19 protein-coding genes are annotated in these 23,851 nt (G+C 71.2%); 14 read left to right on the top strand and 5 right to left on the bottom strand.

Translation table 11 applies throughout. From position 1 onward, the window contains the following. Positions 1-123: 123 nt before the first annotated feature. Positions 124-684, top strand: a complete 561-nt coding sequence (locus tag ITJ68_RS15720; RefSeq protein WP_071276143.1) for a MerR family transcriptional regulator — start codon at positions 124-126, stop codon at positions 682-684. A 794-nt stretch (positions 685-1,478) separates the two neighbouring features. On the opposite strand, the gene ITJ68_RS15715 is transcribed toward ITJ68_RS15720, so the two are convergent. After that, the gene (locus ITJ68_RS15715) at positions 1,479-2,291 is read right to left on the bottom strand and encodes a ParA family protein (protein WP_194626051.1); all 813 of its coding nucleotides are present in this window, start codon (positions 2,289-2,291) and stop codon (positions 1,479-1,481) included. A gap of 60 nt (positions 2,292-2,351) precedes the next feature. On the opposite strand from ITJ68_RS15715, the gene ITJ68_RS15710 reads away from it, so the two are divergent. The 4 genes from ITJ68_RS15710 (at position 2,352) to ITJ68_RS19375 (ending at position 8,210) form a co-directional block, all read left to right on the top strand. Then, positions 2,352-5,765 (top strand): pyruvate carboxylase, encoded by a 3,414-nt coding sequence (locus ITJ68_RS15710; protein WP_194662576.1) that lies wholly within the window; start codon positions 2,352-2,354, stop codon positions 5,763-5,765. Position 5,766: 1 nt separating this feature from the next. Next, complete coding sequence (def, locus tag ITJ68_RS15705; protein WP_194662575.1) at positions 5,767-6,261, top strand: peptide deformylase; 495 nt, start codon at positions 5,767-5,769, stop codon at positions 6,259-6,261. Positions 6,262-6,376: 115 nt separating this feature from the next. Next, positions 6,377-7,888, top strand: coding sequence for a hypothetical protein (locus ITJ68_RS15700; protein WP_194662574.1), 1,512 nt, complete (start codon positions 6,377-6,379; stop codon positions 7,886-7,888). Between the two features lie 190 nt (positions 7,889-8,078). Further along, positions 8,079-8,210: a hypothetical protein gene (locus tag ITJ68_RS19375; protein WP_267238486.1), complete on the top strand. Its 132-nt coding sequence runs from the start codon at positions 8,079-8,081 to the stop codon at positions 8,208-8,210. A 344-nt stretch (positions 8,211-8,554) separates the two neighbouring features. Here ITJ68_RS19375 and ITJ68_RS15695 read toward each other — a convergent pair whose 3' ends face one another. After that, positions 8,555-10,423: an AMP-dependent synthetase/ligase gene (locus ITJ68_RS15695; RefSeq protein ID WP_194662573.1), complete on the bottom strand. Its 1,869-nt coding sequence runs from the start codon at positions 10,421-10,423 to the stop codon at positions 8,555-8,557. Between the two features lie 122 nt (positions 10,424-10,545). Here ITJ68_RS15695 and ITJ68_RS15690 point away from each other — a divergent pair, with 122 nt between their 5' ends. The 3 genes from ITJ68_RS15690 to ITJ68_RS15680 all read left to right on the top strand — a co-directional run bounded on the left by ITJ68_RS15690 (position 10,546) and on the right by ITJ68_RS15680 (position 13,725). Next, positions 10,546-11,499, top strand: coding sequence for an ROK family protein (locus tag ITJ68_RS15690; protein ID WP_194626046.1), 954 nt, complete (start codon positions 10,546-10,548; stop codon positions 11,497-11,499). A 35-nt stretch (positions 11,500-11,534) separates the two neighbouring features. Continuing rightward, positions 11,535-12,275 carry a lysophospholipid acyltransferase family protein gene (locus tag ITJ68_RS15685; RefSeq protein WP_194662571.1) on the top strand — a complete coding sequence of 247 codons (741 nt, stop codon included), beginning with the start codon at positions 11,535-11,537 and terminating at the stop codon, positions 12,273-12,275. 61 nt (positions 12,276-12,336) lie between these two features. Continuing rightward, entirely contained in the window at positions 12,337-13,725 is a 1,389-nt protein-coding gene (locus ITJ68_RS15680) for a class II 3-deoxy-7-phosphoheptulonate synthase (protein WP_194662569.1), read from the top strand. Positions 13,726-13,884: 159 nt separating this feature from the next. Here ITJ68_RS15680 and pknB read toward each other — a convergent pair whose 3' ends face one another. Further along, the gene (pknB, locus tag ITJ68_RS15675; RefSeq protein ID WP_194662567.1) at positions 13,885-15,906 is read right to left on the bottom strand and encodes a Stk1 family PASTA domain-containing Ser/Thr kinase; all 2,022 of its coding nucleotides are present in this window, start codon (positions 15,904-15,906) and stop codon (positions 13,885-13,887) included. A 127-nt stretch (positions 15,907-16,033) separates the two neighbouring features. Continuing rightward, entirely contained in the window at positions 16,034-17,212 is a 1,179-nt protein-coding gene (locus ITJ68_RS15670) for a LysM peptidoglycan-binding domain-containing protein (protein ID WP_194662564.1), read from the bottom strand. Positions 17,213-17,466: 254 nt separating this feature from the next. Between ITJ68_RS15670 and ITJ68_RS15665 the strand changes: the two genes are divergently transcribed. Beyond that, entirely contained in the window at positions 17,467-17,799 is a 333-nt protein-coding gene (locus ITJ68_RS15665) for an Rv2175c family DNA-binding protein (RefSeq protein WP_194662562.1), read from the top strand. Positions 17,800-17,858: 59 nt separating this feature from the next. Here the strand turns inward: ITJ68_RS15665 and ITJ68_RS15660 are convergent, their stop codons facing one another. After that, entirely contained in the window at positions 17,859-18,977 is a 1,119-nt protein-coding gene (locus ITJ68_RS15660; protein ID WP_194662560.1) for a polyprenyl synthetase family protein, read from the bottom strand. Positions 18,978-19,061: 84 nt separating this feature from the next. Between ITJ68_RS15660 and ITJ68_RS15655 the strand changes: the two genes are divergently transcribed. The 5 genes from ITJ68_RS15655 (at position 19,062) to ITJ68_RS15635 (ending at position 23,846) form a co-directional block, all read left to right on the top strand. Further along, positions 19,062-19,466 carry a DUF3040 domain-containing protein gene (locus ITJ68_RS15655; RefSeq protein ID WP_194662558.1) on the top strand — a complete coding sequence of 135 codons (405 nt, stop codon included), beginning with the start codon at positions 19,062-19,064 and terminating at the stop codon, positions 19,464-19,466. A 358-nt stretch (positions 19,467-19,824) separates the two neighbouring features. Continuing rightward, positions 19,825-20,256 carry a division/cell wall cluster transcriptional repressor MraZ gene (gene mraZ / locus ITJ68_RS15650; RefSeq protein ID WP_194662556.1) on the top strand — a complete coding sequence of 144 codons (432 nt, stop codon included), beginning with the start codon at positions 19,825-19,827 and terminating at the stop codon, positions 20,254-20,256. Positions 20,257-20,364: 108 nt separating this feature from the next. Then, positions 20,365-21,318 (top strand): 16S rRNA (cytosine(1402)-N(4))-methyltransferase RsmH, encoded by a 954-nt coding sequence (gene rsmH / locus ITJ68_RS15645; protein WP_194662553.1) that lies wholly within the window; start codon positions 20,365-20,367, stop codon positions 21,316-21,318. A gap of 1 nt (position 21,319) precedes the next feature. Continuing rightward, on the top strand, positions 21,320-22,039 hold the full coding sequence (locus ITJ68_RS15640; RefSeq protein ID WP_194662551.1) for a hypothetical protein: 720 nt from the start codon (positions 21,320-21,322) through the stop codon (positions 22,037-22,039). A gap of 34 nt (positions 22,040-22,073) precedes the next feature. Then, positions 22,074-23,846: a peptidoglycan D,D-transpeptidase FtsI family protein gene (locus ITJ68_RS15635; protein WP_194662549.1), complete on the top strand. Its 1,773-nt coding sequence runs from the start codon at positions 22,074-22,076 to the stop codon at positions 23,844-23,846. Positions 23,847-23,851 lie beyond the last annotated feature (5 nt).

Here is a 23,851-nt window from a genome sequence, read left to right as displayed (position 1 = left end):
GGACGCGCCGAGTCGGATGTCCCGCGTCGAACCGGTCGGAGTCGCTACCGTGGACCTCGGAACAACTCTCAACCCGTCGTTGAACCTTCGGGTGAGGGCTCGATCGTCGTGGAAGGCAGTCCAATGAGTGGGAACGACACCCCCGGTACCCCGTCGGACACGACGCGGTACGACCTCGGGCTGCTGTTCACCGACGGACTCCCCGAGCACGACGAACAGAACGGCTACCGCGGCACGGTCGCCGCGAAGGCCGCCGGCATCAGCTACCGCCAGCTCGACTACTGGGCCCGCACCGAACTCGTGCAGCCCACCATCCGCGGTGCGGCCGGGTCCGGGTCGCAGCGCCTCTACGGCTTCCGCGACATCCTCGTGCTCAAGCTCGTGAAGCGTCTGCTCGACACCGGGATCTCGCTCCAGCAGATCCGCACCGCCGTCAACCAGCTCCGCGAGTCCGGCGTCTCCGACCTCGCCCAGACGACGCTGATGTCCGACGGCGCCTCCGTGTACCTGTGCACGTCCGACGACGAGGTCATCGACCTGGTGTCCCGTGGGCAGGGCGTCTTCGGCATCGCGGTCGGCAAGGTCCTGCGCGAGGTGGAGAGCTCCCTCGTCGAGCTCGACGCGACGCCCGCGGCCGACCCCTCCGACGAACTCGCTGCGCGCCGCGCCTCCCGCGCGTCCTGACCCCGCGGGCTGCGGCTGCGTCGCGGCGCGACCTCATCGTGAAATCGCAGTTCGTGTCGCCTCGGGTGGCGCCGAGCCGACACGAACCGCGATCTCAGCGGTGCCGGACGTGCCCCTGACGTTGGGCCGAGCGGTCACGACACCCCGCATGCGCGTCGCCGAGCGGCCGGGAACCGTCGACGCGGCGGTGCCGGACGCGCCTCCGACGACGGGCCGAGCGGTCACGACACCCCGCGTGCGCGTCGCCGAGCGGCCGGGAACCGTCGACGCGGCGGCCTCAAGCCGACACGTCGTGACCGCTCGCGGGACGTGAGCGGAGAGTCGTGACCGCTCGGCCGCGCGTCCACCGGGCCGACCCGACGCGGCTGACGCGTGACGAGCCTCCCGGCTGCCGCCGTGTGACGTGACGGCCGCGGCGCCGAGATCGCTCTTCGTGTCGCCTCGGGCGGGGCCGAGCCGACACGAACTGCGATCTCAGCGGTGCCGGACGCGCCCCGACACCGGGCCGAGCGGTCACGACACCCCGCGTGTACGGTGCCGAGTGGCCGGGAACCGTCGGCGCGGCGGCCTTGAGCCGACGCTTCGTGACCGCTCGCCGGACGTGAGCGGGGAGTCGTGACCGCTCGACACCGTCCCGGACATGGAACTCGGAACTCGGAACACGGGCACGGGCACGGGCACGGACACCGTCCCGGACCCGGACCCGGACACGGACCCGGAACACGGACGTCCCACGACAGGACGCACCCCGGGTCGGCGACCCGGGGTGCGTCCTCAGCGCGAGCGTGCCAGCGTCAGACGGGGCTGCCGTCGGCGTACGGGCCGATCTTGCCCGTGCGCATGATGCGCTCGAGCAGCTGGTCGAAGTTGCGGGCCATCTCCTGCGCGGACTCGCCGGGCCACACGTGCAGGGGCTTCGCGGCACCCTGGGCCTGCTGCAGCGAGGTGCGCTCGGGCAGCTGCGGGGAGAGCACGAGCGGCCCGAACATGTCGCGGAGCTCCTTGATGCGGAACTGGTGCTCGAGCGACTGCACCCGGGCGCGGTTCACGATGATGCCGAGGGGCTGCAGGCGCGGGGAGAGTCCGCGGCGGATCTCCTCGATCGCGCGGAGGGCTCGGTCGGCAGCGGCAACGGAGAACAGGCCCGGCTCGGTGACGACGGTGACGCGGTCGGACGCCGCCCATGCGGTGCGGGTCAGGGCGTTGAGCGAGGGGGCGCAGTCGATGAGGACGAGCTCGTAGTCCTGCTCGACGTTGGCGAGCGCTTCCTCGAGCTTCCAGATGTCGCGGATCGACGGGTGGGGCCCGTCGAAGTTGATGGCCGAGGGGGAGCCGACCATGACGTCGATCTTGCCCTGGGAGCCCTTCGTCCAGCCGGACGGCGCGATGGCCTGGCGGACGATCTTCTCCTTCGGGTTCTCGAGCACGTCGGCCACGTTGAGGTGGCCGGCGATGTTGATGTCGAGGCCGGTGGAGACGTCGGACTGGGGGTCGAGATCCACCACCAGCGTTCGCAGACCCTTGGCGAACGCGGCGGAGGTCAGACCGAGTGTGACCGTCGTCTTGCCGACACCGCCCTTGAGAGAGCTCACGCTGAGTACATGCACGTTGAGCAACGTTACCGCCAGTAGGGTGGTCGCACCTGACCCAGTGCTGAAAGGGCCCGCGTGTTCCGCAAGATCCTGGTCGCCAACCGTGGCGAGATCGCGATCCGTGCCTTCCGCGCGGCGTACGAACTCGGTGCCCGCACAGTCGCTGTCTACCCGTACGAGGACCGCAACTCGTTGCACCGCCTCAAGGCCGACGAGGCCTACCTCATCGGGGAGCGGGGCCACCCGGTCCGGGCCTACCTCGACGTCGCCGAGATCGTGCGGGTCGCCCGCGAGTCCGGCGCCGACGCGATCTACCCCGGGTACGGCTTCCTCAGCGAGAACCCCGACCTGGCCGCGGCTGCCGCAGCTGCCGGCATCACGTTCATCGGCCCCGGGCAGCACGTGCTCGAGATGGCGGGCAACAAGGTCACGGCGAAGGAGCACGCGATCGCGGCTGGCGTCCCCGTGCTCGCCAGCACGCCGGCCAGCCGGGACGTCGACGAGCTCGTCGCCGAGGCCGCGGCCGTCGGGTTCCCGGTCTTCGCCAAGGCCGTCGCCGGTGGTGGCGGTCGAGGCATGCGGCGCGTCGAGACGCCGGAGGAGCTGCGTCCGGCGCTCGAAGAGGCGATGCGCGAGGCCGACAGCGCGTTCGGCGACCCCACGATGTTCCTCGAGCAGGCCGTGCTCCGGCCCCGGCACATCGAGGTCCAGATCCTCGCGGACGCCACCGGCACGGACGCCGGCACGATCCACCTGTTCGAGCGGGACTGCTCCGTGCAGCGCCGCAACCAGAAGGTCGTCGAGATCGCGCCGGCGCCGAACCTCGACCCCGCGGTGGCGGCCGCGCTGCACCGCGACGCCGTGGCCTTCGCCCGGTCCATCGGCTACGTGAACGCCGGCACCGTCGAGTTCCTGCTCGACACCGTGGGCGAGCGCGCGGGCCAGCACGTCTTCATCGAGATGAACCCCCGCATCCAGGTCGAGCACACCGTGACCGAAGAGGTCACGGACGTCGACCTCGTGCAGTCGCAGATGCGGATCGCGGCGGGGGAGACCCTCGCCGACCTCGGCCTGTCCCAGGACACCGTCGTCGTCCACGGCGCCGCCCTGCAGACCCGCATCACGACCGAGGACCCGACCCAGGGCTTCCGACCCGACACGGGCCGCATCACCACGTACCGCAGCCCGGGCGGCGCCGGCGTCCGCCTCGACGGCGGCACGGTCGCCACCGGCGCACAGATCAGCCCGCACTTCGACTCGATGCTCGCGAAGATGACGTGCCGTGGCCGGGACTTCCCGAGCGCCGTCGCCCGCGCGCGTCGGGCCCTGGCGGAGTTCCGCATCCGCGGCGTCAGCACGAACATCCCGTTCCTGCAGGCCGTGCTCGAGGACCCCGACTTCGCCCGCGGCGACGTCTCCACCGCGTTCATCGGCGAGCGTCCGCAGCTGCTCGGTGGCCACGTGTCGAAGGACCGCGGCACGAAGGTCCTGAACTGGCTGGCGGACGTCACCGTGAACCGGCCGAACGGCTCGCCCGCCGCGCACGTGGTGGACCCCGCGACGAAGCTCCCGACGGGCGTCGACCTGTCGGCGCCGGTCCCCGAGGGGCAGCGCGATCGGCTGCGACTCCTCGGTCCGACCGAGTGGGCGAAGGCGCTCCGCGCGCAGACCGAGCTGGCCGTCACCGAGACCACCATGCGCGACGCGCACCAGTCCCTCCTCGCCACGCGTGTCCGCAGCAAGGACCTGGTCGCGGTCGCGCCGTACGTCGCGCGGCTCACGCCGCAGCTGCTGAGCGCCGAGGCCTGGGGCGGCGCGACCTACGACGTCGCGCTCCGGTTCCTGGGCGAGGACCCGTGGGAGCGCCTGGCGTCGCTGCGCGAGGCGATGCCGAACATCCCGATCCAGATGCTGCTCCGCGGACGCAACACGGTCGGCTACACCCCGTACCCGACCGAGGTCACCGACGCGTTCGTCGCCGAGGCCGCCGCGACCGGCGTCGACGTCTTCCGGGTCTTCGACGCGCTGAACGACGTGCGCGCCCTCCGACCCGCCCTGGAGGCCGTGCTCGCCACCGACACGGCCGTCGCCGAGGCAGCGCTCTGCTACTCCGGCGACCTGCTGGACCCGGCGGAGGACCTCTACACCCTCGACTACTACCTGCGGCTCGCCGAGCAGATGGTCGAGGCCGGTGCGCACGTCATCGGCATCAAGGACATGGCGGGGCTCCTCCGCGCGAGCGCGGCGGAGAAGCTCGTCGGCGCGCTGCGCGAGCGCTTCGACCAGCCCGTCCACGTGCACACCCACGACACCGCCGGCGGACAGCTCGCGACGCTCCTCGCCGCCGCCCGCGCCGGTGCGGACGCCGTGGACGTCGCAGCAGCGCCGATGGCCGGCACGACGAGCCAGCCGAGCATGTCGGCGCTCGTCGCGGCCCTGGCGCACACCGAGCGCGACACGGGCATCTCGCTCGACGCCGTCGGGGACCTCGAGCCGTACTGGGAAGCCGTCCGGCGGGCGTACGCGCCCTTCGAGTCCGGGCTCGCCGGGCCCACCGGCCGCGTCTACAAGCACGAGATCCCCGGCGGGCAGCTCTCGAACCTCCGCCAGCAGGCCATCTCCCTCGGCCTGGGCGACCGGTTCGAGCAGGTCGAGGACTGGTACGCCGAGGCCAACCGGATCCTCGGACGCCCGACCAAGGTGACGCCGTCCTCGAAGGTCGTCGGTGACCTCGCGCTGCAGCTCGCCGCGGTGGACGCCGACCCGGTGGACTTCGAGCAGAACCCGCACAAGTACGACATCCCGGACTCCGTCATCGGCTTCATGGCCGGGGAGCTCGGCGAGCTGCCGGGCGGGTGGCCCGAGCCGTTCCGCACGAAGGTGCTGGCCGGCCGGACGGTCTCGCTCGAGGTCACCCCGGTGCCCGAGCACGAGCGCGTCCACCTGGACACCCCCGGGCCCGAGCGCCGCAGTGCCCTCAACCGCCTGCTGTTCGAGCAGCCCACGCGGCAGTTCCAGCAGGTGCGCGACGAGTACGGCGACCTCTCCGTCGTGTCCACGGTCGACTACCTCTACGGGCTGCGTCCCGGCGAGGAGCACGTCGTGTCGCTCGGCAGGGGCGTGGACCTGCACGTCGGGCTCGAGGCCATCGGCGAGGCCGACGAGCGGGGGATCCGCACGGTCATGGCGACGCTGAACGGGCAGCTCCGTCCGGTGTACGTCCGCGACCGTTCGGTCCAGGTCGAGACGAAGGCCGCCGAGAAGGCGGACCGGACCGACCCGCACCAGGTCGCGGCGCCGTTCTCCGGCGTCGTGACGCTCAAGGTCGCCGTCGGTGACGTCGTGACGGTCGGCCAGGCCGTCGCGAGCATCGAGGCGATGAAGATGGAAGCGGCCATCACGGCGCCCGTGGCGGGCACCGTCGGCCGACTCGCGATACCGGTGACCCAGCAGGTGGACGCCGGCGACCTCCTGGTGGTGCTGCAGTAACGTGACCGTCCGACCCATCCGCCTGTTCGGCGACCCCGTCCTCCGTTCGCCCTCGGACCCGGTGCGCATCGGCGCCGACGGTGTCCGCGAGCTCGTGCAGGACCTCATCGACACCGTCAAGGAGCCCGGCCGCGCTGGCGTGGCGGCGCCCCAGATCGGCGTCGGTCTGCGCGCGTTCTCCTACAACGTCGACGGCGAGGTCGGCTACGTCCTCAACCCGGAGCTCGTCGAGGTCTCGGGAGAACCCGAGTTCATGGACGAGGGGTGCCTGTCCGTCCCCGGGCTCGCCTACCCGACGAAGCGGTACCCCTATGCCAAGGTGCGCGGGGTCGACGTCGACGGCGACCCGGTCGAGGTCGAGGGCACCGGGCTGATGGCCGAGGCGCTCCAGCACGAGACCGACCACCTCGACGGCACCGTGTACGTGATGACCCTCGAGCCGGAGACCCGCCGCCAGGCCCTCCGCGACGTCCGCGCGCAGGACTGGTTCCACTAGCAACCCGTCGCTCCCGTCGGCAGCCCCCGGACGCGGGCCTGCCGATGTCGGCGGCGCTGTGTACGGTTGCCGCGTCCGGGTCACTTCCGGGCGGACCAGGGGCAGGGGACACAGCATGCAGAAGACTCACGTGGCGCGCCGACGCGCCACCTCCATCGCGGTCGCGGCGGCGTTCGTCGCGCTCGTCGGCACCACGATCAGCGTGGTGCCGGACGCACGGCCAGCAGAGGCAGCCACGTCGCAGCAGGTCGAGGCCCCGGACTTCGCGTCCGAGGTCTACGGCGACCCGTGGGACTACTCCAACGCCGAGGACCAGAACACCGACGAGGTCGGCACGCCCACGTCGGTGAGCGCCGGCAAGCTCAAGGTCGCCCTGCGCTCCGGTGACCAGGTGTCACTCGTGCAGACCGTCAGCGGCAGCCTGCCGTACGGGCGCGACGGCGCCACGAAGCCGATCAACGCCTCGAAGTACACGAGCCTGTCGTTCAGCATGGACCAGCCCTTCACGCGGCAGATCGGCGCCGTGTACTGGTGGACCTGCCGTGAGAAGACCTCGGCCTGCGGTGGCGGCATCACCTTCCCGGTGACCGCTGGCAGCCACGTGTACGACCTGGCGCTGTCGAAGAGCTCCGAGCTCCAGGGGAAGCGGCCCTTCAGCGGGACCATCGTCGCGCTCCGCGTCGACCCCGTGGTCCTGCCGGCCGGCAAGACCGGGACGGCGAGCATCGACTGGGTCCGCCTGCACGGAGCCGGTGGCTCGCGTGCGGCCTACCCGCCGGGGACCTACGGCGGCATCACCGTCGCCCCGCGGCCTCGTCCGGTCGTGGACTCGCCGAACCCGTCGCAGGGCGTCGACCTCGCGACCCGACAGCGTGGCAAGCCGTGGGTGTTCACCAGCCCGGAAGCCGCGCAGGGCATCGGCATCAAGTACGCGACGATCCTCGGGTACAACAACGCCGGGATGACGGCGCGCAACTCGGGCATGTACCCCGGCGACTCGCAGCTCTCGCTCCCGGTCTCGCGGTTCTCGGCCAGCACCTACCACAACCTCTCGATCGAGTACACGTACGACGGCTCCTACTCGCTGAAGTCGACCGCCGGGGGCGGCAAGATGGCGCGGCTCATCTGGTGGGACCCGTCGTCGACCGTCCCGCAGATCGGCAACGACGTCCTGACCTACTCGCACGGCAACGCGCGGGAGATCCGGATCGACCTCAACGCGCAGAACGACCTCGACGAGGACGCCCTCGACCCGAAGCTCGGCTGGTCCGGGCGGACGGTGTCCGCGCTGCGCTTCGACCCGAACGAGGACCCGGGCGCTCTGACCTGGCACCTGCGGTCCCTGCACCTCCGGGCCGACCCGACCGCCGTCGGCTCGACGACGATCCAGTTCCACGACGCCGCCTGGGTCCCGGGCGCCACGGCGACGGTGTTCGTCGCCGGGGACGACTCCAACACGTGGCGGCCGATCGCCGACAAGATCGCTGTGAAGCAGGGGACGAACTCCGTGCCGTTCTCCATCGCGAAGCTGCCGGCGTCGAAGTACCGCGTGAAGGTGACGATCACCCACCCGGGTGTCGCCAGTGCCGTCGGGCTGGCCAGCTCGACGATCACGATGCGGCGCTGACCCACGCCCGAGTCGATGCCCGCGCGGGCGGCTGACGTGTCCCTCCGAGGGATACCAGCCGTCCGCGAGGGACATCTGACGCCCTGACGGGTGACACCCCAACGCGGGATTGTCGTCATGTCCCGACGAAGCGGTACCGTGTCCCGGTCGGTCCTCCCGCCGACATGGTTTCCCACCTCCAGGACGCACGATGACACTCCACACCGACGAGCTCAGCTCGCACCGCACCCGCACCAACCGACGCCCAGAGCCTGTCCCGGCGACGACGGCCGCGACGGCCGTCCTCGAGCCCGAACAGGGTCAGGAACCCGCCTCCGTCTGACGGATGGGGAGCGGCAGGCGATCGACGTCGACGGTGACGTCGCTCGGCAGACCGCACCCGACCGGTCATCAGGCGCCCGACACGACAGAGAACGACCCAGCACGACGGCACCACCGCACGACTGCACCACCGCAGGACTGCACCACCGCACTGTGACGGAGGCCCGGAGCCGGTCCCATGGACCGGCACCGGGCCTCCCGTGCGTCCGCCTCCCGCCGTTGCGTCCGATTCGTCGTCGTCCGGGGCCGTCGCGGACCCGGAACGACGACTTCGCTGTCGTCCGACGTCGACCCTGTCGTTCCCGTCGGGGAGCCGACGGCCCCGCACGCAGGTCGAGGTCGGGCTCAGCGCCGTCGGCGGCTCTCGATCACCGGTGTCGCCGTGGTCTGCACCTTCGACCCCGAGTAGATGTACTCGACGTCCGCGGCGAAGTCCCGGAGCACCACCGACCGCTTGATCGTGAGCTTCGGCGTCAGGTGCCCGGACGCCTCGGTCAGCTCCGTGTCGATGATCGTGAACGACCGCACCGACTCGGCACGCGAGACCCGTCCGTTCGCGGCGTCGACGGCCTCCTGGACGGCCTGGAGCACGCGCTCGTCGTGGGCGGCCTGGTGGGCGGAGAGCGCCGGGGTGATGCCACGGGACGCGCACCAGCCGGGGAGCATGTCGCGGTCGAGCGTGACGAGGGCCGCGATGAAGGGCTTGCCCTCGCCGACCACCACGACCTGCCCCACCAGGGGGTGCTCGCGGATGCCGTCCTCGAGCGGCGCCGGCGCGACGTTCTTGCCGCTGGCCGTGACGATGAGCTCCTTCGCCCGGCCCGTCACCGTGAGCACGCCATCGCCGTCCAGGTGGCCGAGGTCGCCGGTGCGGAACCACCCGTCGACGAAGGCCCGCTCCGTGGCTTCGGGGTTCTGCCAGTACCGGTCGAAGACGTCCACGCCGCGGATCAGGATCTCCTGGTCGTCGGCGATGCGGATCTCCACGCCGGGGAGCGCACGTCCGACGGAGCCGATGCGGAGCTCGTCGGCGCGGTTCACGGTCGCGGGGGCGGTGGTCTCGGTGAGGCCGTAGCCCTCGAGGATCAGGACGCCGATGGAGCGGAAGAAGTGCGACAGCCGGGGGGAGAGCGGGGCCGACCCGCTGATCGCGTGGCGGACCCGACCGCCGATGGCGTTCCGGAGCTTGGCGTACACGAGCCGGTCGAACAGCCGGAACCGCAGTGCCAGGCCGAGCGGGACCCGACCGGCGGCCACGGCCTCCGAGTGCGCGACCGCGGTGGCGGCTGCGGCACGGAACACCCGGCCGCGCCCGGCGAGGTCGGCCTTCTGCTCGGCCGAGTTGTAGATCTTCTCGAAGACGCGGGGCACGGCGAGCAGGAAGGTCGGCTGGAACGTCGACACCGCCCGCATCAGGTCCTTCGTGTCGGGTTCGTGCCCGACGAGCGTGCCCGCGGAGATGCTCATCACGGCGATGAAGCGTGCGAAGACGTGGGCGAGCGGGATGAAGAGCAACGTCGAGGCGTCGCCCGCGACGATCTCGGACATGGCCTCGGTCGAGCCCTCCACCGTCGCGGTGAAGTTGTCGTGCCGGAGCACGCAGCCCTTCGGGCGGCCGGTCGTGCCCGACGTGTAGATGATCGTGGCGTCGTCGTGGCCGTGTACGGTCGCGGTCCTGGCGTCGAGGTCGTCGTCGGTGACGTCCTCGCCGAGTCGTGTCAGGTCGTCGAGCCCGCCGCCGTCGATGGTCCAGTGCTGACCGAGGTGCGGCAGGTCGGGGGCGATGCCGGCGACCCGCCTGGCGTGCTCCTCCTGCTCGACGACGATCGCCACGGACTCCGAGTCACCGAGGATGTGGCGCACCTGGTCGGGGGAGCTCGTCTCGTACACCGGCACGGACACCAGCCCGGCGGTCCAGATCGCGAAGTCGACGAGCGTCCACTCCAGCCGGGTCCTGCAGAGGATCGCCACGTGGGCGCCGGGCTCGAGGCCGGCGGCGACGAACCCCTTGGCGATCCCACGGACCCGGCGCAGGACGTCGTCGGCGCTGATGGTGGTCCAGGTGTCCCCGTGGCGCTCGGCCAGGATCGGCCGGTCCGGGGTGAGACGGGCCCGGTCCGCGAGCAGTCGTGCCGCGGAACCGTGGTCCGGCGCGATGGGAACGGACGCGTGGTCCTGTGTCGGAGACCCCTCTACGGGTCGCTGATCGTTCACGGCAACTCCTTTGTCGACCGGTTCGATGGCGAGTGCGTCTCACGTTGACGCCTCTCGTCCCAGCATAGGGGCGGACATCGCGCGTTCGATGAGTACGCACCGAACCGGTAGGCTCGTCCCTCGTGCAGGCCATCGGAATCGACATCGGGGGCACCAAGATCGCGGGAGCGGTCGTCACGGAGCTGGGCGAGATCATCGCCGAGGACCGTGTGGCCACGAACGCTGCGGACCCGGACGCAATGCTGGACGACGTCGTCACGATGGTCCAGCGCCTGAGTGCGCAGCACCAGGTCGGAGCCGTCGGCGTCGCCGCGCCGGGCTTCATCGACGCGTCGCAGTCGATCGTCTACTACACGCCGAACATCCGCTGGCGGAACGAGCCCCTGCGGCAGAAGCTGCAGCAGCGGCTCGGCGACCTGCACATCACCGTCGACAACGACGCCAACGCCGCCGGGTGGGCCGAGTTCCGCTTCGGCGCCGGTCGGCTCGTCTCCGACATGACCATGCTCACCATCGGCACTGGCGTCGGCGGCGCCATCGTGACCGAGGACCGGCTCTTCCGCGGTGGCTTCGGCACCGGCGGCGAGATCGGCCACCTGCGCATCGTCCCGAACGGCCTGCCGTGCGGGTGCGGTGCCCGCGGCTGCATCGAGCAGTACGGCTCCGGCCGCGCCCTGCAGCGCATGGCGAACGACGTCGCCGACGCCGGCGGCATCGGCGTCGCGCTGGCCCAGGCCCGCGACGACAACGGCGGCCACCTCGACGGCGCCGTCGTGGGCGAGCTCATCCTGGCTGACGATCCCGGGGCCCTCGCGGCGCTGCGTCGCCTCGGTCGCCACCTCGGGGAAGCCTGCGCCTCGCTCTCCGCCGTGCTCGACCCGCAGCTGTTCGTCTTCGGCGGTGGCGTCGCGAGCGCGGGGGAGCGCCTGCTCGAGCCGATCCGCCAGGCCTACCTCAACAACCTCCCGGCCCGCGGCTACCACCCGGAGCCCGAGTTCGTGATCGCCGAACTCGTCAACGACGCCGGCGTGGTCGGTGCCGCTGACCTCGCGCGCATCCACGCCCGCACCGCCTAGCACCACCGTCCGCCGTCCCCGAACCGGAGTCGATGATGCTCTACTGGTTGCTCAAGAACTTCCTGCTCGGCCCGCTCATCCTGACGCTGTTCCGGCCGTGGGTCGTCGGGCGCGAGCACGTGCCGGCGTCGGGACCGGTCATCTTCGCCTCGAACCACGTCTCGTTCATCGACTCGGTGATCCTGCCCGCGGTGCTCGACCGGCGGATGTCCTTCCTGGCGAAGAGCGACTACTTCACGGGCCGCGGGCTCAAGGGCTGGGCGACGAAGACCTTCTTCAACGCCATCGGCCAGCTGCCGATCGACCGGTCGGGTGGCAAGGCCTCCGAGGCCTCGCTCCGCACGGGCCTGCAGGTGCTGGCACGCGGTGAGCAGCTCGGCATCTACCCCGAGGGCACCCGCAGCCCCGACGGCAAGCTGTACCGCGGCCGCACCGGCATCGCGCGGATGATCCTCGAGGGCCGCGTGCTCGTCATCCCCGTCGCGATGGTCGGCACCCGAGAGGTCCAGCAGATCGGCCAGCGCTTCCCCAAGTTCAAGCGCGTGGGCGTCGTGTTCGGCAAGCCGCTCGACTTCTCCCGCTTCCAGGGCTTCGAGACCGACCGCTTCATCCTCCGCAGCGTCACCGACGAGGTCATGCACGAGCTCGCCGGGCTGAGCCGCCAGGAGTACGAGGACGTCTACGCGACGAGCGTCAAGGAGCGTGCGAGCTCCGCCCGCGCACAGGTCGTGGGGGCTACCGCCAAGCGCGAGCGACGGGGCGCGGCCGGACGGTAGGCTCAGACGGTCCCGGCAGCACCGTCGGGAGCGCCACCCACGAGAACTCAGAGGTACCGCCTTGTCCGAGTCGCCCGACTTCGTCGCCCTGCAGGATCCGGACGTCATCGAGGGCCTCGACCATTGGCGCACCCTCCCCATCAAGCAGCAGCCCACCTGGCCCGACCAGGCCGCAGCCGAGGCCGCCTCGGCCGAGATCGCGACGCTGCCGCCCCTCGTCTTCGCGGGGGAGGTCGACCAGCTCCGCGACCGCCTCGCCGCCGCCGCGCAGGGCAAGGCCTTCCTGCTGCAGGGTGGAGACTGCGCCGAGACCTTCGCCGGCGCCACCGCCGACTCGATCCGCGACCGCGTCAAGACGATCCTGCAGATGGCCGTCGTGCTGACGTACGGCGCCTCGATGCCCGTCATCAAGATGGGCCGCATGGCCGGGCAGTTCGCCAAGCCCCGCTCGAGCGACCTCGAGACCCGCGGTGACGTCACCCTGCCGGCGTACCGCGGTGACATCGTCAACGGCTACGACTTCACCCCGGAGAGCCGCCAGGCCGACCCGCGCCGCCTGGTGCAGGGCTACCACACGGCCGCGTCGACGCTGAACCTGGTCCGAGCCTTCACCCAGGGCGGATTCGCCGACCTGCGCCAGGTGCACTCGTGGAACAAGGGCTTCGCGTCCAACCCCGCGAACGCCCGGTACGAGCACCTCGCGAAGGAGATCGACCGCGCGATCCGGTTCATGGACGCCTGCGGTGCGGACTTCGAGCAGCTCAAGCACGTCGAGTTCTTCGCCTCGCACGAGGGCCTGCTCATGGACTACGAGCGCCCGATGACCCGGATCGACTCCCGCTCGGGGCTCGCCTACGACACCTCCGGCCACTTCATCTGGATCGGGGAGCGCACCCGCGACCTCGACGGCGCCCACGTGGACTTCCTGTCCCGCGTCCGCAACCCGATCGGCGTGAAGCTCGGCCCGACGACGAGCGTGTCCGACATGGAAGCCCTCATCGACAAGCTCGACCCGAACCGCGAGCCGGGCCGCCTGACGTTCATCACCCGCATGGGCGCGGGGAGGATCCGCGACGAGCTCCCCAAGCTGCTGCAGGCCATCAAGGACATGGAGGCCAACCCCCTCTGGGTCACGGACCCCATGCACGGCAACGGCCTGACCACGCCGACGGGCTACAAGACCCGTCGCTTCGACGACGTCGTGGACGAGGTCCTCGGCTTCTTCGAGGTCCACCGCGAGGCCGGCACGTACCCGGGCGGCATGCACGTCGAGCTCACGGGCGACGACGTCACCGAGTGCCTCGGTGGTTCCGAGCAGATCGACGAGGCCACCCTCGCGACCCGCTACGAGTCGCTGTGCGACCCGCGCCTGAACCACATGCAGTCGCTGGAACTGGCGTTCCTCGTGGCCGAGGAGCTCGGCGCGCACCCGTACCCCGCGCGCCCGTAGCGCCCACCCCGCGGACGGGAGGCCCGGTGCCAGCTGGTACCGGGCCTCCCGTCTGTCACGTGGTCGCGCCCAGCGCGCGCCGCTGCCGAGACTCGGCTCGCGGGACACGCTGCGCGGTCCGCGCCGCGCGCAGTGTCCGCCCGGCCGAGGCTCGGCGGGCTACTGCGGGTAGGACAGGGTGATCGTGTCGCCCTTGTAGACCGTGGTGCCGGGGGCCGGGTCAGTGGCCTTCACCGGCAGGTTGGCCTTCCAGTCGTAGAAGCTGCAGAGCACGTTCGTGCAGTCGGGGTAGGAGACCTTGAGACCCAGGGCCTCGAGCGTCGACGAGGCCTGGTTGATGCTCGCACCCTCGACCTTCGGCAGCGTGATCGGCGTCGGGCCCTTCGACACGACGACGTCGACGGCCGTGCCCTTGACGGCGGGGTCGTCGTGCGCGCTGGAGGACAGGACCGCTCCGGTGGGGACGTCGTCGCTGTAGCGGGAGTCTTGGGTGCCCAGGGTGAGCCCGACGGCCTCGAGCGCTGCCTGTGCCTGCGCGACGGTCTTCCCGGCGACGTCGGGGACGGCGCCGAGTGACACGGTGAGCGTGACGGGTCCGCGTTCGCCGTACTCGGGCACGGAGGACAGGTCGATGGTGGTGCCACCGGTGCCACGGCCGGTCGCCGCGATCACGGTGTCCTTCGGCACGTCGGCCGAGAACTGGTACTGCGGGTCCTGCAGGTCGAAGTCGTCGTCGAGTGCCGCCTGCGCCGTGGAGACCGACTGTCCGACGATCGCGGGGAGGGCGATCATCTTCGGGCCGTTCGACACGAGGATCTGGATCGCGGTGCCCTTCTGCACGACACGTGCCGCTGCCGGTGCGGTCGCGGACACGCGGCCCTTGGCGATGACGGTGTCGAAGCGGGCGCCGGTGCGGTCGGCGGCACGAAGCCCCTCGGCCTCGAGCATCTGGCGGGCCTGGGACACGGACTTGCCGGCGACCTGGGGGATCCGGACGTTCCCGCCGGGCCCGGGACCGAACCACCAGCCGACGCCCGCGGCCGCGAGCACCACCACGAGGAGAACCACGAGGGCGATCCAGCCGCGCTTCCGGCGCTTGGCCGCCTTGTCGGCGAGGCGCTGGCTGGCGGGGGAGAGCGCGCCGGGGGCCTGCCCGGTGCGACGCGGCCCGGGCTGGTTGCGTCCGCGGTCGGTGGTCGGGGCTCCGCCGGTACGTCGGGGCTCGAGCACCGTGGTGGCGTCGGTCGCGTCGCGTGCCCGGTCGGGGTTCGGCGCGCCGGCCGGCAGGATCGCGGTGGCGTTCTCCGGCCGCAGCACGGCGGTGCGGTACTGCCCGGTCGCGCGCTGCTGGTTGCCGTTGATGTGCTCGAGCATCTCGCGGGCGTCGCGAGGACGGTCGTCGGGGTCGCGGGACGTCGCCCACGTGACCAGGTCGTCGAGCTCCGAGGGGACGCCAGGCGTGACCACGCTCGGGGCCGGGACGGTGTCGTTGGCGTGCTGGTACGCGATCTGCATCGGCTGCTCGCCCTTGTAGGGCTGTTCGCCGGTGAGCATCTCGTACAGCATGATGCCGACCGCGTAGACGTCGCTGCGGGAGTCGGCGGCGCCGCGGGTGACGAGCTCGGGGGACAGGTACGCGATGGTCCCGAGCAGCGCCGCCCCCGTGGCGGTGTTCTGCGACGCGGCGCGGGCCAGGCCGAAGTCGCCGAGCTTGATGCGGCCGTCGTCGGCGAGGAGCACGTTCTCGGGCTTGAGGTCACGGTGCACGATGCCGGCCCGGTGCGCCGACGCCAGTCCGGCGAGCACGGCGCGGAGGATGTCGGTCGCCTGCTCGGGCGTCAGGGCGTGGTGCTCCTGCAGGAGGTCCCGCAGCGTGATGCCGGGGATGTACTCCATGACGATGTAGGCGGTGTCGTCCTCGGCACCCTGGTCGTACACGCCGACCAGGTTCGGGTGGGACAGTCGCGCTGCCGAGCGGGCCTCCTGGATGAAGCGCTCCCGGAAGGCCTGGTCGTCGGCCAGGTGGCCGTGCATGATCTTGATCGCCACGCGGCGTTCGAGCCGCACGTCCGTCGCCAGGTAGACCGTCGCCATGCCCCCGCGCGCGATGCGGGAGCGGACGCGGTACCGCTGATCGATCATGCGACCGATCATGGGGTCCGTGGCGGCGTTGGTGCTCATCGGCGGCATTCTACGAAGGCGGGCGCGATCCGTCGGCGGGGACGCACCGGCCGTGATGCAATCTCGACCTGGAGGATGAGTCGCGCCCGCGGTCGGGAGGCCGGTGCCGTCCCGACCGCGACGGCGCTCAGAGCGTCGCCAGCCAGGCGGTCGCGGACTGCTCCCACTGCGCGTACGCCTTCGGGTAGGCGGAGATCTGCACGGCCTGGGCGGCGTCGGCCACGCTCTTGGAGGCCCACCCGCGGACGTCGAGCAGCCCGGCGGTCGTGCCCTTGTTCGGGTTGGAGCGGCCGCCGAAGAACAGGCGGGTGGCGTACGTGGGGTCCTGCAACTGTGCCGCGGTGCCCCAGCCCTGGCTCGGGCGCTGTTGGAACAGGCCGACGGAGTCACGGTCGCCGTGGGGCAGGTTGCGCAGGCTCGACTCCTGCATCGCCGCGGCGAGGGCGATCACGATGCCGCGGTCGGGCACGCCGAGGGAGCGACCGACGTTCACGATCGTCTGGGCGTTCGCCCGCTGTTCGGCGGAGAGCGACGGTCCGGACGTCGGGAGCACCAGGGTCTTGCCCGCGTAGATCGTGCTCGTGTAGGTGAGCCCGTTCGCCGACAGGAGCGCGGACACGGCGACCCCGTGTGCGGCCGCGATCGACGCGATCGTCTGACCGGCACCGATCTTCACGGACCCGGCCTTGGCGGACGCCGGTGCTGCGGTGACCGGAGCCGCTGCGGGTGCGGCGGCCACGGGCGCTGCCGCGGGGACCGACGCGGCACGGGGGACCCGGAGCGCCTGGCCCGGCTGGATGATGCTGCCGAGCGACAGGCTGTTCGCCCCGAGCATGGCCGAGGTCGACACGCCCACGCGGGCCGCGATCCCCGAGACGGTGTCGCCCTGCTTGACGTGGTAGACCGCACCGCTCGGCGCGGCGGCACGGACGGGGGCAGCCACGGCCGGGGTCGAAGCCAGGTGCAGCGTCTGTCCGGGGTGGATGATCGTGTTCCAGCCGAGGCCGTTGCGCACGAGGACCTCCTGCGCCGACAGGCCGTAGCGGGCCGCGATGCCGGACACCGTGTCACCCTGCTGGACGGAGTACGTGGTCGGGGCCTTCCGCACGGCGGACACCGTCGTGATGGTCGGCTTCGCCGCACGGGCCACGGCGGGGCTGTAGACCGAGCGGTGCCCGACGTTGTGGTCCTCGTCGACGTGGCGCTTGTTCGCGGCACCGTCGTCGTCGTGCCGCGTCTCGGCGTGCGCGACCGGGCCGGTGAGCCCGGCGGTGACGGCGATCGTCCCGGCCAGGACGATGGGCATGGTGGCGAATCTGGCGGAACGTGCGCGTCGTGCGCGGTCGTCGGCGTCGGTGTCCACGGGGTGCTCCTGTCAGGGCGGGTGAGCTGTGGGGACGCGGCAGCGCGCTCACAGGCGGCTCCACGCTGGCATGTCGTGAATCGCAAGTCAACCAGAGAGTCGGATGCGTCGTGTGTGACCGATGTGACGGACGAGTGGTTCGCACCGGGGCTGCTCTCTGGCACGATGGGCGTGTGAGTGCCACACCCACGGATGACATGTCCCTTTCCGAACGCTGGCTGACGGTCCCCGACCTCGTCGACCTGCTGGGCGTCAGCCCCGGCCGCGTCCACCGGCTCTTCGAGCAGCGGACGCTGCTCGCGGCGCGCGTCGGCGGTGTCCTGCGCGTACCCGTCGAGTTCCTCGACGACGCCGAACCGCTGCCCGAGCTGCGCGGCACGCTGGTCGTGCTCGGCGACAACGGCTTCACCGACGACGAGGCGGTCCGGTGGATGCTCGCCGTCGACGACACCATCGGTGACTCGCCGATCAACGCGCTGCGCGCCGGCCGCAAGGCCGAGGTGCGCCGCGTCGCGCAGTCCCTGCTCTAGCCGTCCATGACGGGAGGCCCGGTGCCAGCTGGCACCGGGCCACCCGTCGTCGGTGCTGGCTAGGCGGACCGCCGGCAGACCGTGTCGGCCAGCGACGCGAGCTGCTCGCGTGCCGACGGCGTCAGCGGAGCGGCGTCGAGCGCTGCCTTGGCGCGCTGCACGTGCCGGTCGATCGAGCGCTCGACCGCGGTCACGGCGCCGGACTCGGTGAGCGTGGCCCGGAGCATCTGCACCTGGGCCTCGTCGAGGTCCGGGTCGCCGAGGAGCTCGTCGAGCAGTGCGCGGGACCCACCGGGCAGCGCCTTGCGCGCCGAGGCGATGAGGACGGTGCGCTTGCCCTCGCGGAGGTCGTCGCCCGCCGGCTTGCCCGTGACCTCCGGGTCGCCGAAGACACCGAGCATGTCGTCGCGGAGCTGGTAGGCCACGCCGAGGGGGAGCCCGAACGCGCGGAGCCCCTCGAGCTGCGACGCGGAGGCGCCGGCGACCAGGGCGCCGATGACGAGCGGGGCCTCGACCGAGTACTTCGCCGACTTGAACACGACCACGCGCTGGGCACGGAGCAGGTGCTCGGCCTCGTCCACGGTCGGCCACGCCGTCTCCTCGTGGATGTCGAGGTACTGCCCGGCGGTGACGTCGAGCCGCATGGTGTGGAACTCCTGGCGGACGACGCGGGCCCGTGCGGGGTCGAGCAGCGCCAGGCCCTCGTCGAAGACGGCGTCGCTCAGCGAGAGCAGCATGTCGCCGAGGAGCAACGCGGAGTTCGTGCCGTACAGGCCGCGGTCGCCGACCCACCCCGAGTCCTGGTGTCGGGACTCGAAGCGACGATGGGCAGCCGGACGCCCGCGACGGGTGTCCGAGCGGTCCATGATGTCGTCGTGGACCAGGGCGGCCGCGTGGAAGACCTCGAGTGCCGCAGCGACCGTCACGATCGCCTCGGCCGTGGTCTGCCGGGAGCCCTCCGCCAGCGGGTCGAACGACCCGGAACGCCCTGCCACGGACTGCCACCCCCAGTAGCAGAACAGGGCCCGGAAGCGCTTGCCACCGGACAGGAGGTCTCGGGCGAACTCGTCGAACGGAGCCAGGTCCGGACTGATCGCAGCGAGTCGATCACGCTGGTCGTCCAGTGCCCGATCGATCCGTGCCGAGACGAGGTCCACTAATCGCGTACTCTCAGCCACGGTGCCTAGCCTAGTGGGTGGCCCGGTCGTAGTATCGGTCCACCCAATCCACGCGTCGATCCCAGGGACAAAGAGGGAATCCGGATGCCACTTTCGGAGCAAGAGCAGCGACTTCTCGAAGAGATGGAACGCAGCCTCTATCAGAACGACTCCGACTTCGTGGCGCGCGTCACCCGGCGGCAGGGGCGACCGACGTACACGTCGATCACCATCGGTGTCCTCGGAGCGCTCGCTGGAGTCGCCATCGTCATCCTCGGGCTGGTCATGCGCCAGCCCCTCATCGGCATCGTCGGCTTCGTCGTCATGCTCGCCGGGGTGCTGTTCGCACTTCGTCCGGGCATGGGCGCACCGAAGCCCTCGGGCAGGGCACCACGGACGCCGTCGTCCGGTGGCAGCCGCGGCCCGGCGTCCGGTGGCTCGTCGACCGGCGGGTCCTTCATGGACCGCATGAACGAGCGCTGGGACAAGCGCAACGACCCGAACCAGTAGTTCCCCTCCACACTCCTCCACGGGGTCGGCCCATCACGGGCCGGCCCCGTTTCTTCATGCCCGGAAGCGCCCCCAGCTCACGCCGGAGCCGCCCCCGCCCCGCGCGAGGTGACCCGCACCGCCCACCGCGCGCCCCGGGACTGCGAAAGTCCTCCACTTCGCTCCCCGGTCGACCCCGCGACGCCGATCCGCGCCGTTCCGGGGGTGCGGGACGTGTCGGGGCCGCGCCGAGCCTCCAGACCGGCCCCCAGAACGGGGGTCTGCGCCGGTTTCGGGGAGGGCTTTCACCCTGAAGTGGAGGGAAGTGGAGTACCGTGGAGCCTGTCGCTGACCGGTGGAGCTGAGGGGAGGCCCCGACGTGTTGCTCGGTACCCATGCCCCCAAGCTCGACGAGAAGGGTCGCGTGATCCTCCCCGCCAAGTTCCGCGAGGAACTCTCCGGGGGGCTCGTGATGACCCGCGGTCAGGAACGCTGCGTCGTCGTCTTCAGCGCCAGGACGTTCGAGGAGATCCACGAACGCGTCCGCCAGGCACCGATGACGTCGAAGCGCACCAGGGACTACATGCGCCTGTTCCTCTCGGGGGCCAGCGCAGAACAGCCCGACAAGCAGAACCGCGTGACGATCCCGCAGAACCTCCGTGAGTACGCGGGGCTCGAGCGGGACCTCACGGTCATCGGCAGCGGTGACCGTGCCGAGATCTGGTCGACCACCGCGTGGGAGGCCTACTACGCCGAAGCCGAAGAGGCCTTCGCCGAGAACGACGAGGAGGTGATCCCGGGCGTCTTCTGATCCGCGGATCGGGACTCCCAGCCGTACGCCCTGATGCACCTTCCCCGGTGTCAGGTCGGTATGGATGGGGATCCGGACCCGTGGCCCAGCGGACGCGAGGGGCTGCACATGAGCACACCCGAACGGTTCCCACACACCCCCGTCATGCTCGAGCGGATCGTGGACCTCTTCACGCCGACGCTCGACGGCCCCGGCAAGGTCGTCGTCGACGCCACGCTCGGCATGGGCGGCCACTCGGAGGGCCTCCTCGAGCGCTTCCCCGAGCTGACGCTCATCGGCCTCGACCGCGACACCGACGCCCTCGGCATCGCGGGGGAGCGCCTCGCCCGGTTCGGGGACCGTGTCCGGCTCGTGCACACCGTGTACGACGAGATCCGGACGGCCATCGCGGACGAGGGCTTCGCCGCCGTCGACGGTGTGCTGTTCGACCTCGGCGTCTCCTCGTTGCAGCTCGACCGGGCCGAGCGCGGGTTCGCCTACAGCCAGGACGCCCCGCTCGACATGCGCATGGACCGGACGCAGGGCATCACCGCAGCCGAGGTCCTCGCGGACTACGACGAGGGCGAACTGCGGCGCATCTTCCAGCGCTACGGCGAGGAGAAGCTCGCCGGCCGCTACGCCAAGGCCATCGTCGAACGCCGGACCGAGACGCCCTTCACGATGTCGGGTGACCTCGTCCAGGTCCTCCACGACGCCACTCCCGTCGCGATCCAGCGTCAGGGACACCCGGCGAAGCGCGTGTTCCAGGCGCTCCGCATCGAGGTCAACACGGAGCTGAGCGTGCTCGAGCGGGCGATCCCCGCGGCGCTCGACGCCATCGCCGTCGGTGGCCGGATCGTCGTGGAGTCCTACCAGTCGCTCGAGGACCGCATCGTCAAGCGTGCGCTGGTCGCGCGGACGACGTCCAGTGCCCCCGCCGACCTGCCCGTCGAGCTCCCCGAGCACGCCCCCACCTTCTCCCTGGTCGTCAAGGGCGCGGAACTGGCCGACGAGGCCGAACGCGCCGCCAACCCCAGAGCAACGCCCGTGCGACTCCGCGCGGCCGAGCGGATCCGGAAGTGACATGAGCACGAACCTCGCACTCGTCGACCCCACCGTCGCCCCGTCGCGCGCGCCCAGGCCCTCCCGCCCCCGGCCGGAGCTCGTCGAGGTCGCCCCGACGAAGGCCCAGCGCCGAGCACGCCCGCGCATCGCGTACGCCGTCGTCGGCGTCACGGCCCTCGGGACGCTGCTGCTCGCGCAGCTCGGCATCAGCATGGTCCTGAGCCAGGGCGCCTACGAGCTGAACTCGCTGTCCGCCGAGCAGACCACGCTGAGCCGGTCGCAGCAGTCGCTGTCCGAGGAGCTCCGGGTGCTCGACTCGCCGCAGAACCTCGCTCGCAACGCCCAGGCACTCGGGATGATCGCGAACTCGACGCCGGTCTACCTCGACCCGACGACGGGCCGGGTCTTCGGCACGCCGACGCCCGCGACGCCCGAGGAAGCGACCGGCAACACCGCGAACCAGGTGCCGAACTCGCTGCTCGACGGCGTGCCCCTCGCGGCGACGCGGGGCGACACGACGACGAGCAAGGAGAACGGCGCTGCCGCCCCCACGGCTGCTGCGCCGGCCGCTGCCGCTCCTGCAGCTGCTGCACCCGGAGCCGCTGCGCCGGCCGAGGAGGACGCCGCTGCGACGGGTGACACTGGGAAGACCAGCGGCGCCAGCGCGTCGGACGGGGCTTCCTCGAAGTCGTCCGTAGAGTCCGACCCGAACCAGCTCCAGGCACCCTCCACCCGGTGACCTGCGGGTCAGGACCCCGGAAGGACCGCACAGCGTGACGAAGACGATCCGCAACCGCCGACTCCGCTACAGCGTCGTCATCATCGCCGTGATCGCGCTCGTCGCGGTGTTCGTCGTGCGCCTGGTCGACATCCAGGTCGTGCAGGCAGCCGAGCTCAACGAGCAGTCGAAGGCCAAGCGCAGCATCCCCGTGACCCTCTACGGCACGCGCGGGTCGATCGTCGACCGCGACGGCACCGCGCTGGCCGACAGCGTCACCCGCTACAACATCACGACCGCGCCGCGGCTCGTCAAGTCCTTCACGGGCAAGCTCGGCGGCACCCGCGTCAAGCAGGTCAGCGTCGACGCCGCCCTGACCGCGATCGCCGAGGCCTCCGGCGGTGAGGTAGCGGCCATGGAGAAGGCGATCGCCGCCGACCCGACGTCCGACTTCGCCTACCTGGTCAAGGGCCTCGACGTGAAGCGGTACGAGGCCGTCCGTGCGCTCGACGTCCCGTGGCTGTACCCGCAGCAGCAGTCGGCCCGGACGTACCCGACCGGTGCCACGACCGGCAACCTGACCGGCTTCATGGGCACCGACGGCGCGCAGGCCGGCCTCGAGCTGGCGTACAACAGCTGCCTCGCCGGCACGAACGGCTCCGAGACCTACGAACGTGGCGAGGACGGCGTCCAGCTGCCCGGCAGCACCGTGACGAAGAAGCAGGCCACGAACGGTGGCACCCTCGAGACCACCATCGACAGCGACCTGCAGTACATGGCGTCCCAGGACATCGCCGACGCCGCGCAGCAGATCGGCGCCGTGTCCGCCACGGCGACCGTCACGAAGGTGAAGACGGGGGAGATCCTCGCGGTCGCGGACTACCCGACGGTCGACCCGAACGACGTGGACGCGACGACGGACAAGGGTGCGTACGGGTCCCGAGCCCTGACGGACTCCTACGAGCCAGGTTCGACGATCAAGTCGGCCATCGCGGCGGCGCTCATCGACCAGGGCAAGGCCACGCCGACGACGGGCATCTCGGTGCCGTACTCCCGCACGTTCCCGTGGGGCGGCACCATCCACGACTCCGAGTACCACGCGACCGAGAACCTGACGCTGACGGGCATCCTCCGGGACTCCTCGAACGTCGGCATCACGGAGCTCGGCGCCCGACTCACGACGCAGCAGCGCTACGACGTCATGAAGAAGTTCGGCCTGTTCCAGCCGGAGCCGGGGATCGAGTACCCGGGTCAGCCCGGCATGCAGTACGGCGCGAGCCCGAACTGGGACCAGCAGACCGACATCAACTCCATGTTCGGCCAGGGCATCTCGACGACGGCCATCCAGGTCGCGGGGATCTACCAGACCCTCGCGAACGGCGGCGTGCGCATCCCGCCGCACTTCATCAAGGGCTGCACGACGGCCGACGGCAAGACGATCGACGCGCCCGACGTGCAGCCGGAGCGCGTCGTGTCCGCCGGCGCTGCCGAGCAGGTGACCGACATGCTCCAGAGCGTCGTCACCGGCGGCACGCTCGTCGGCATGAAGCCGATCTCCGGCTACAACATCGCCGCGAAGACGGGTACGGCGGAGGTCGCGGACGGTGCGAAGGGCTACGGCTCCGACCGGATCATCTCGGTGGCCGGAATGGCACCCGCCGAGGACCCCCAGTATGTTGTCACGGTGACGTTCACGAAGCCGGGGCCGGGACACAAGTTCTCCAGCTCCGCCGCTCCGGCGTTCCGTACCCTGATGTCCCAGGTGCTCGAGAAGTACCGTGTCGCCCCCTCCACGACCGAGGCGAAGACCTACCCGTCCACGTGGTGAGGAAG

Source organism: Curtobacterium sp. VKM Ac-1395 (assembly GCF_015350975.1).
Lineage (GTDB): Bacteria > Actinomycetota > Actinomycetes > Actinomycetales > Microbacteriaceae > Curtobacterium.
This window is presented reverse-complemented; position numbering and strand designations above follow the sequence as displayed.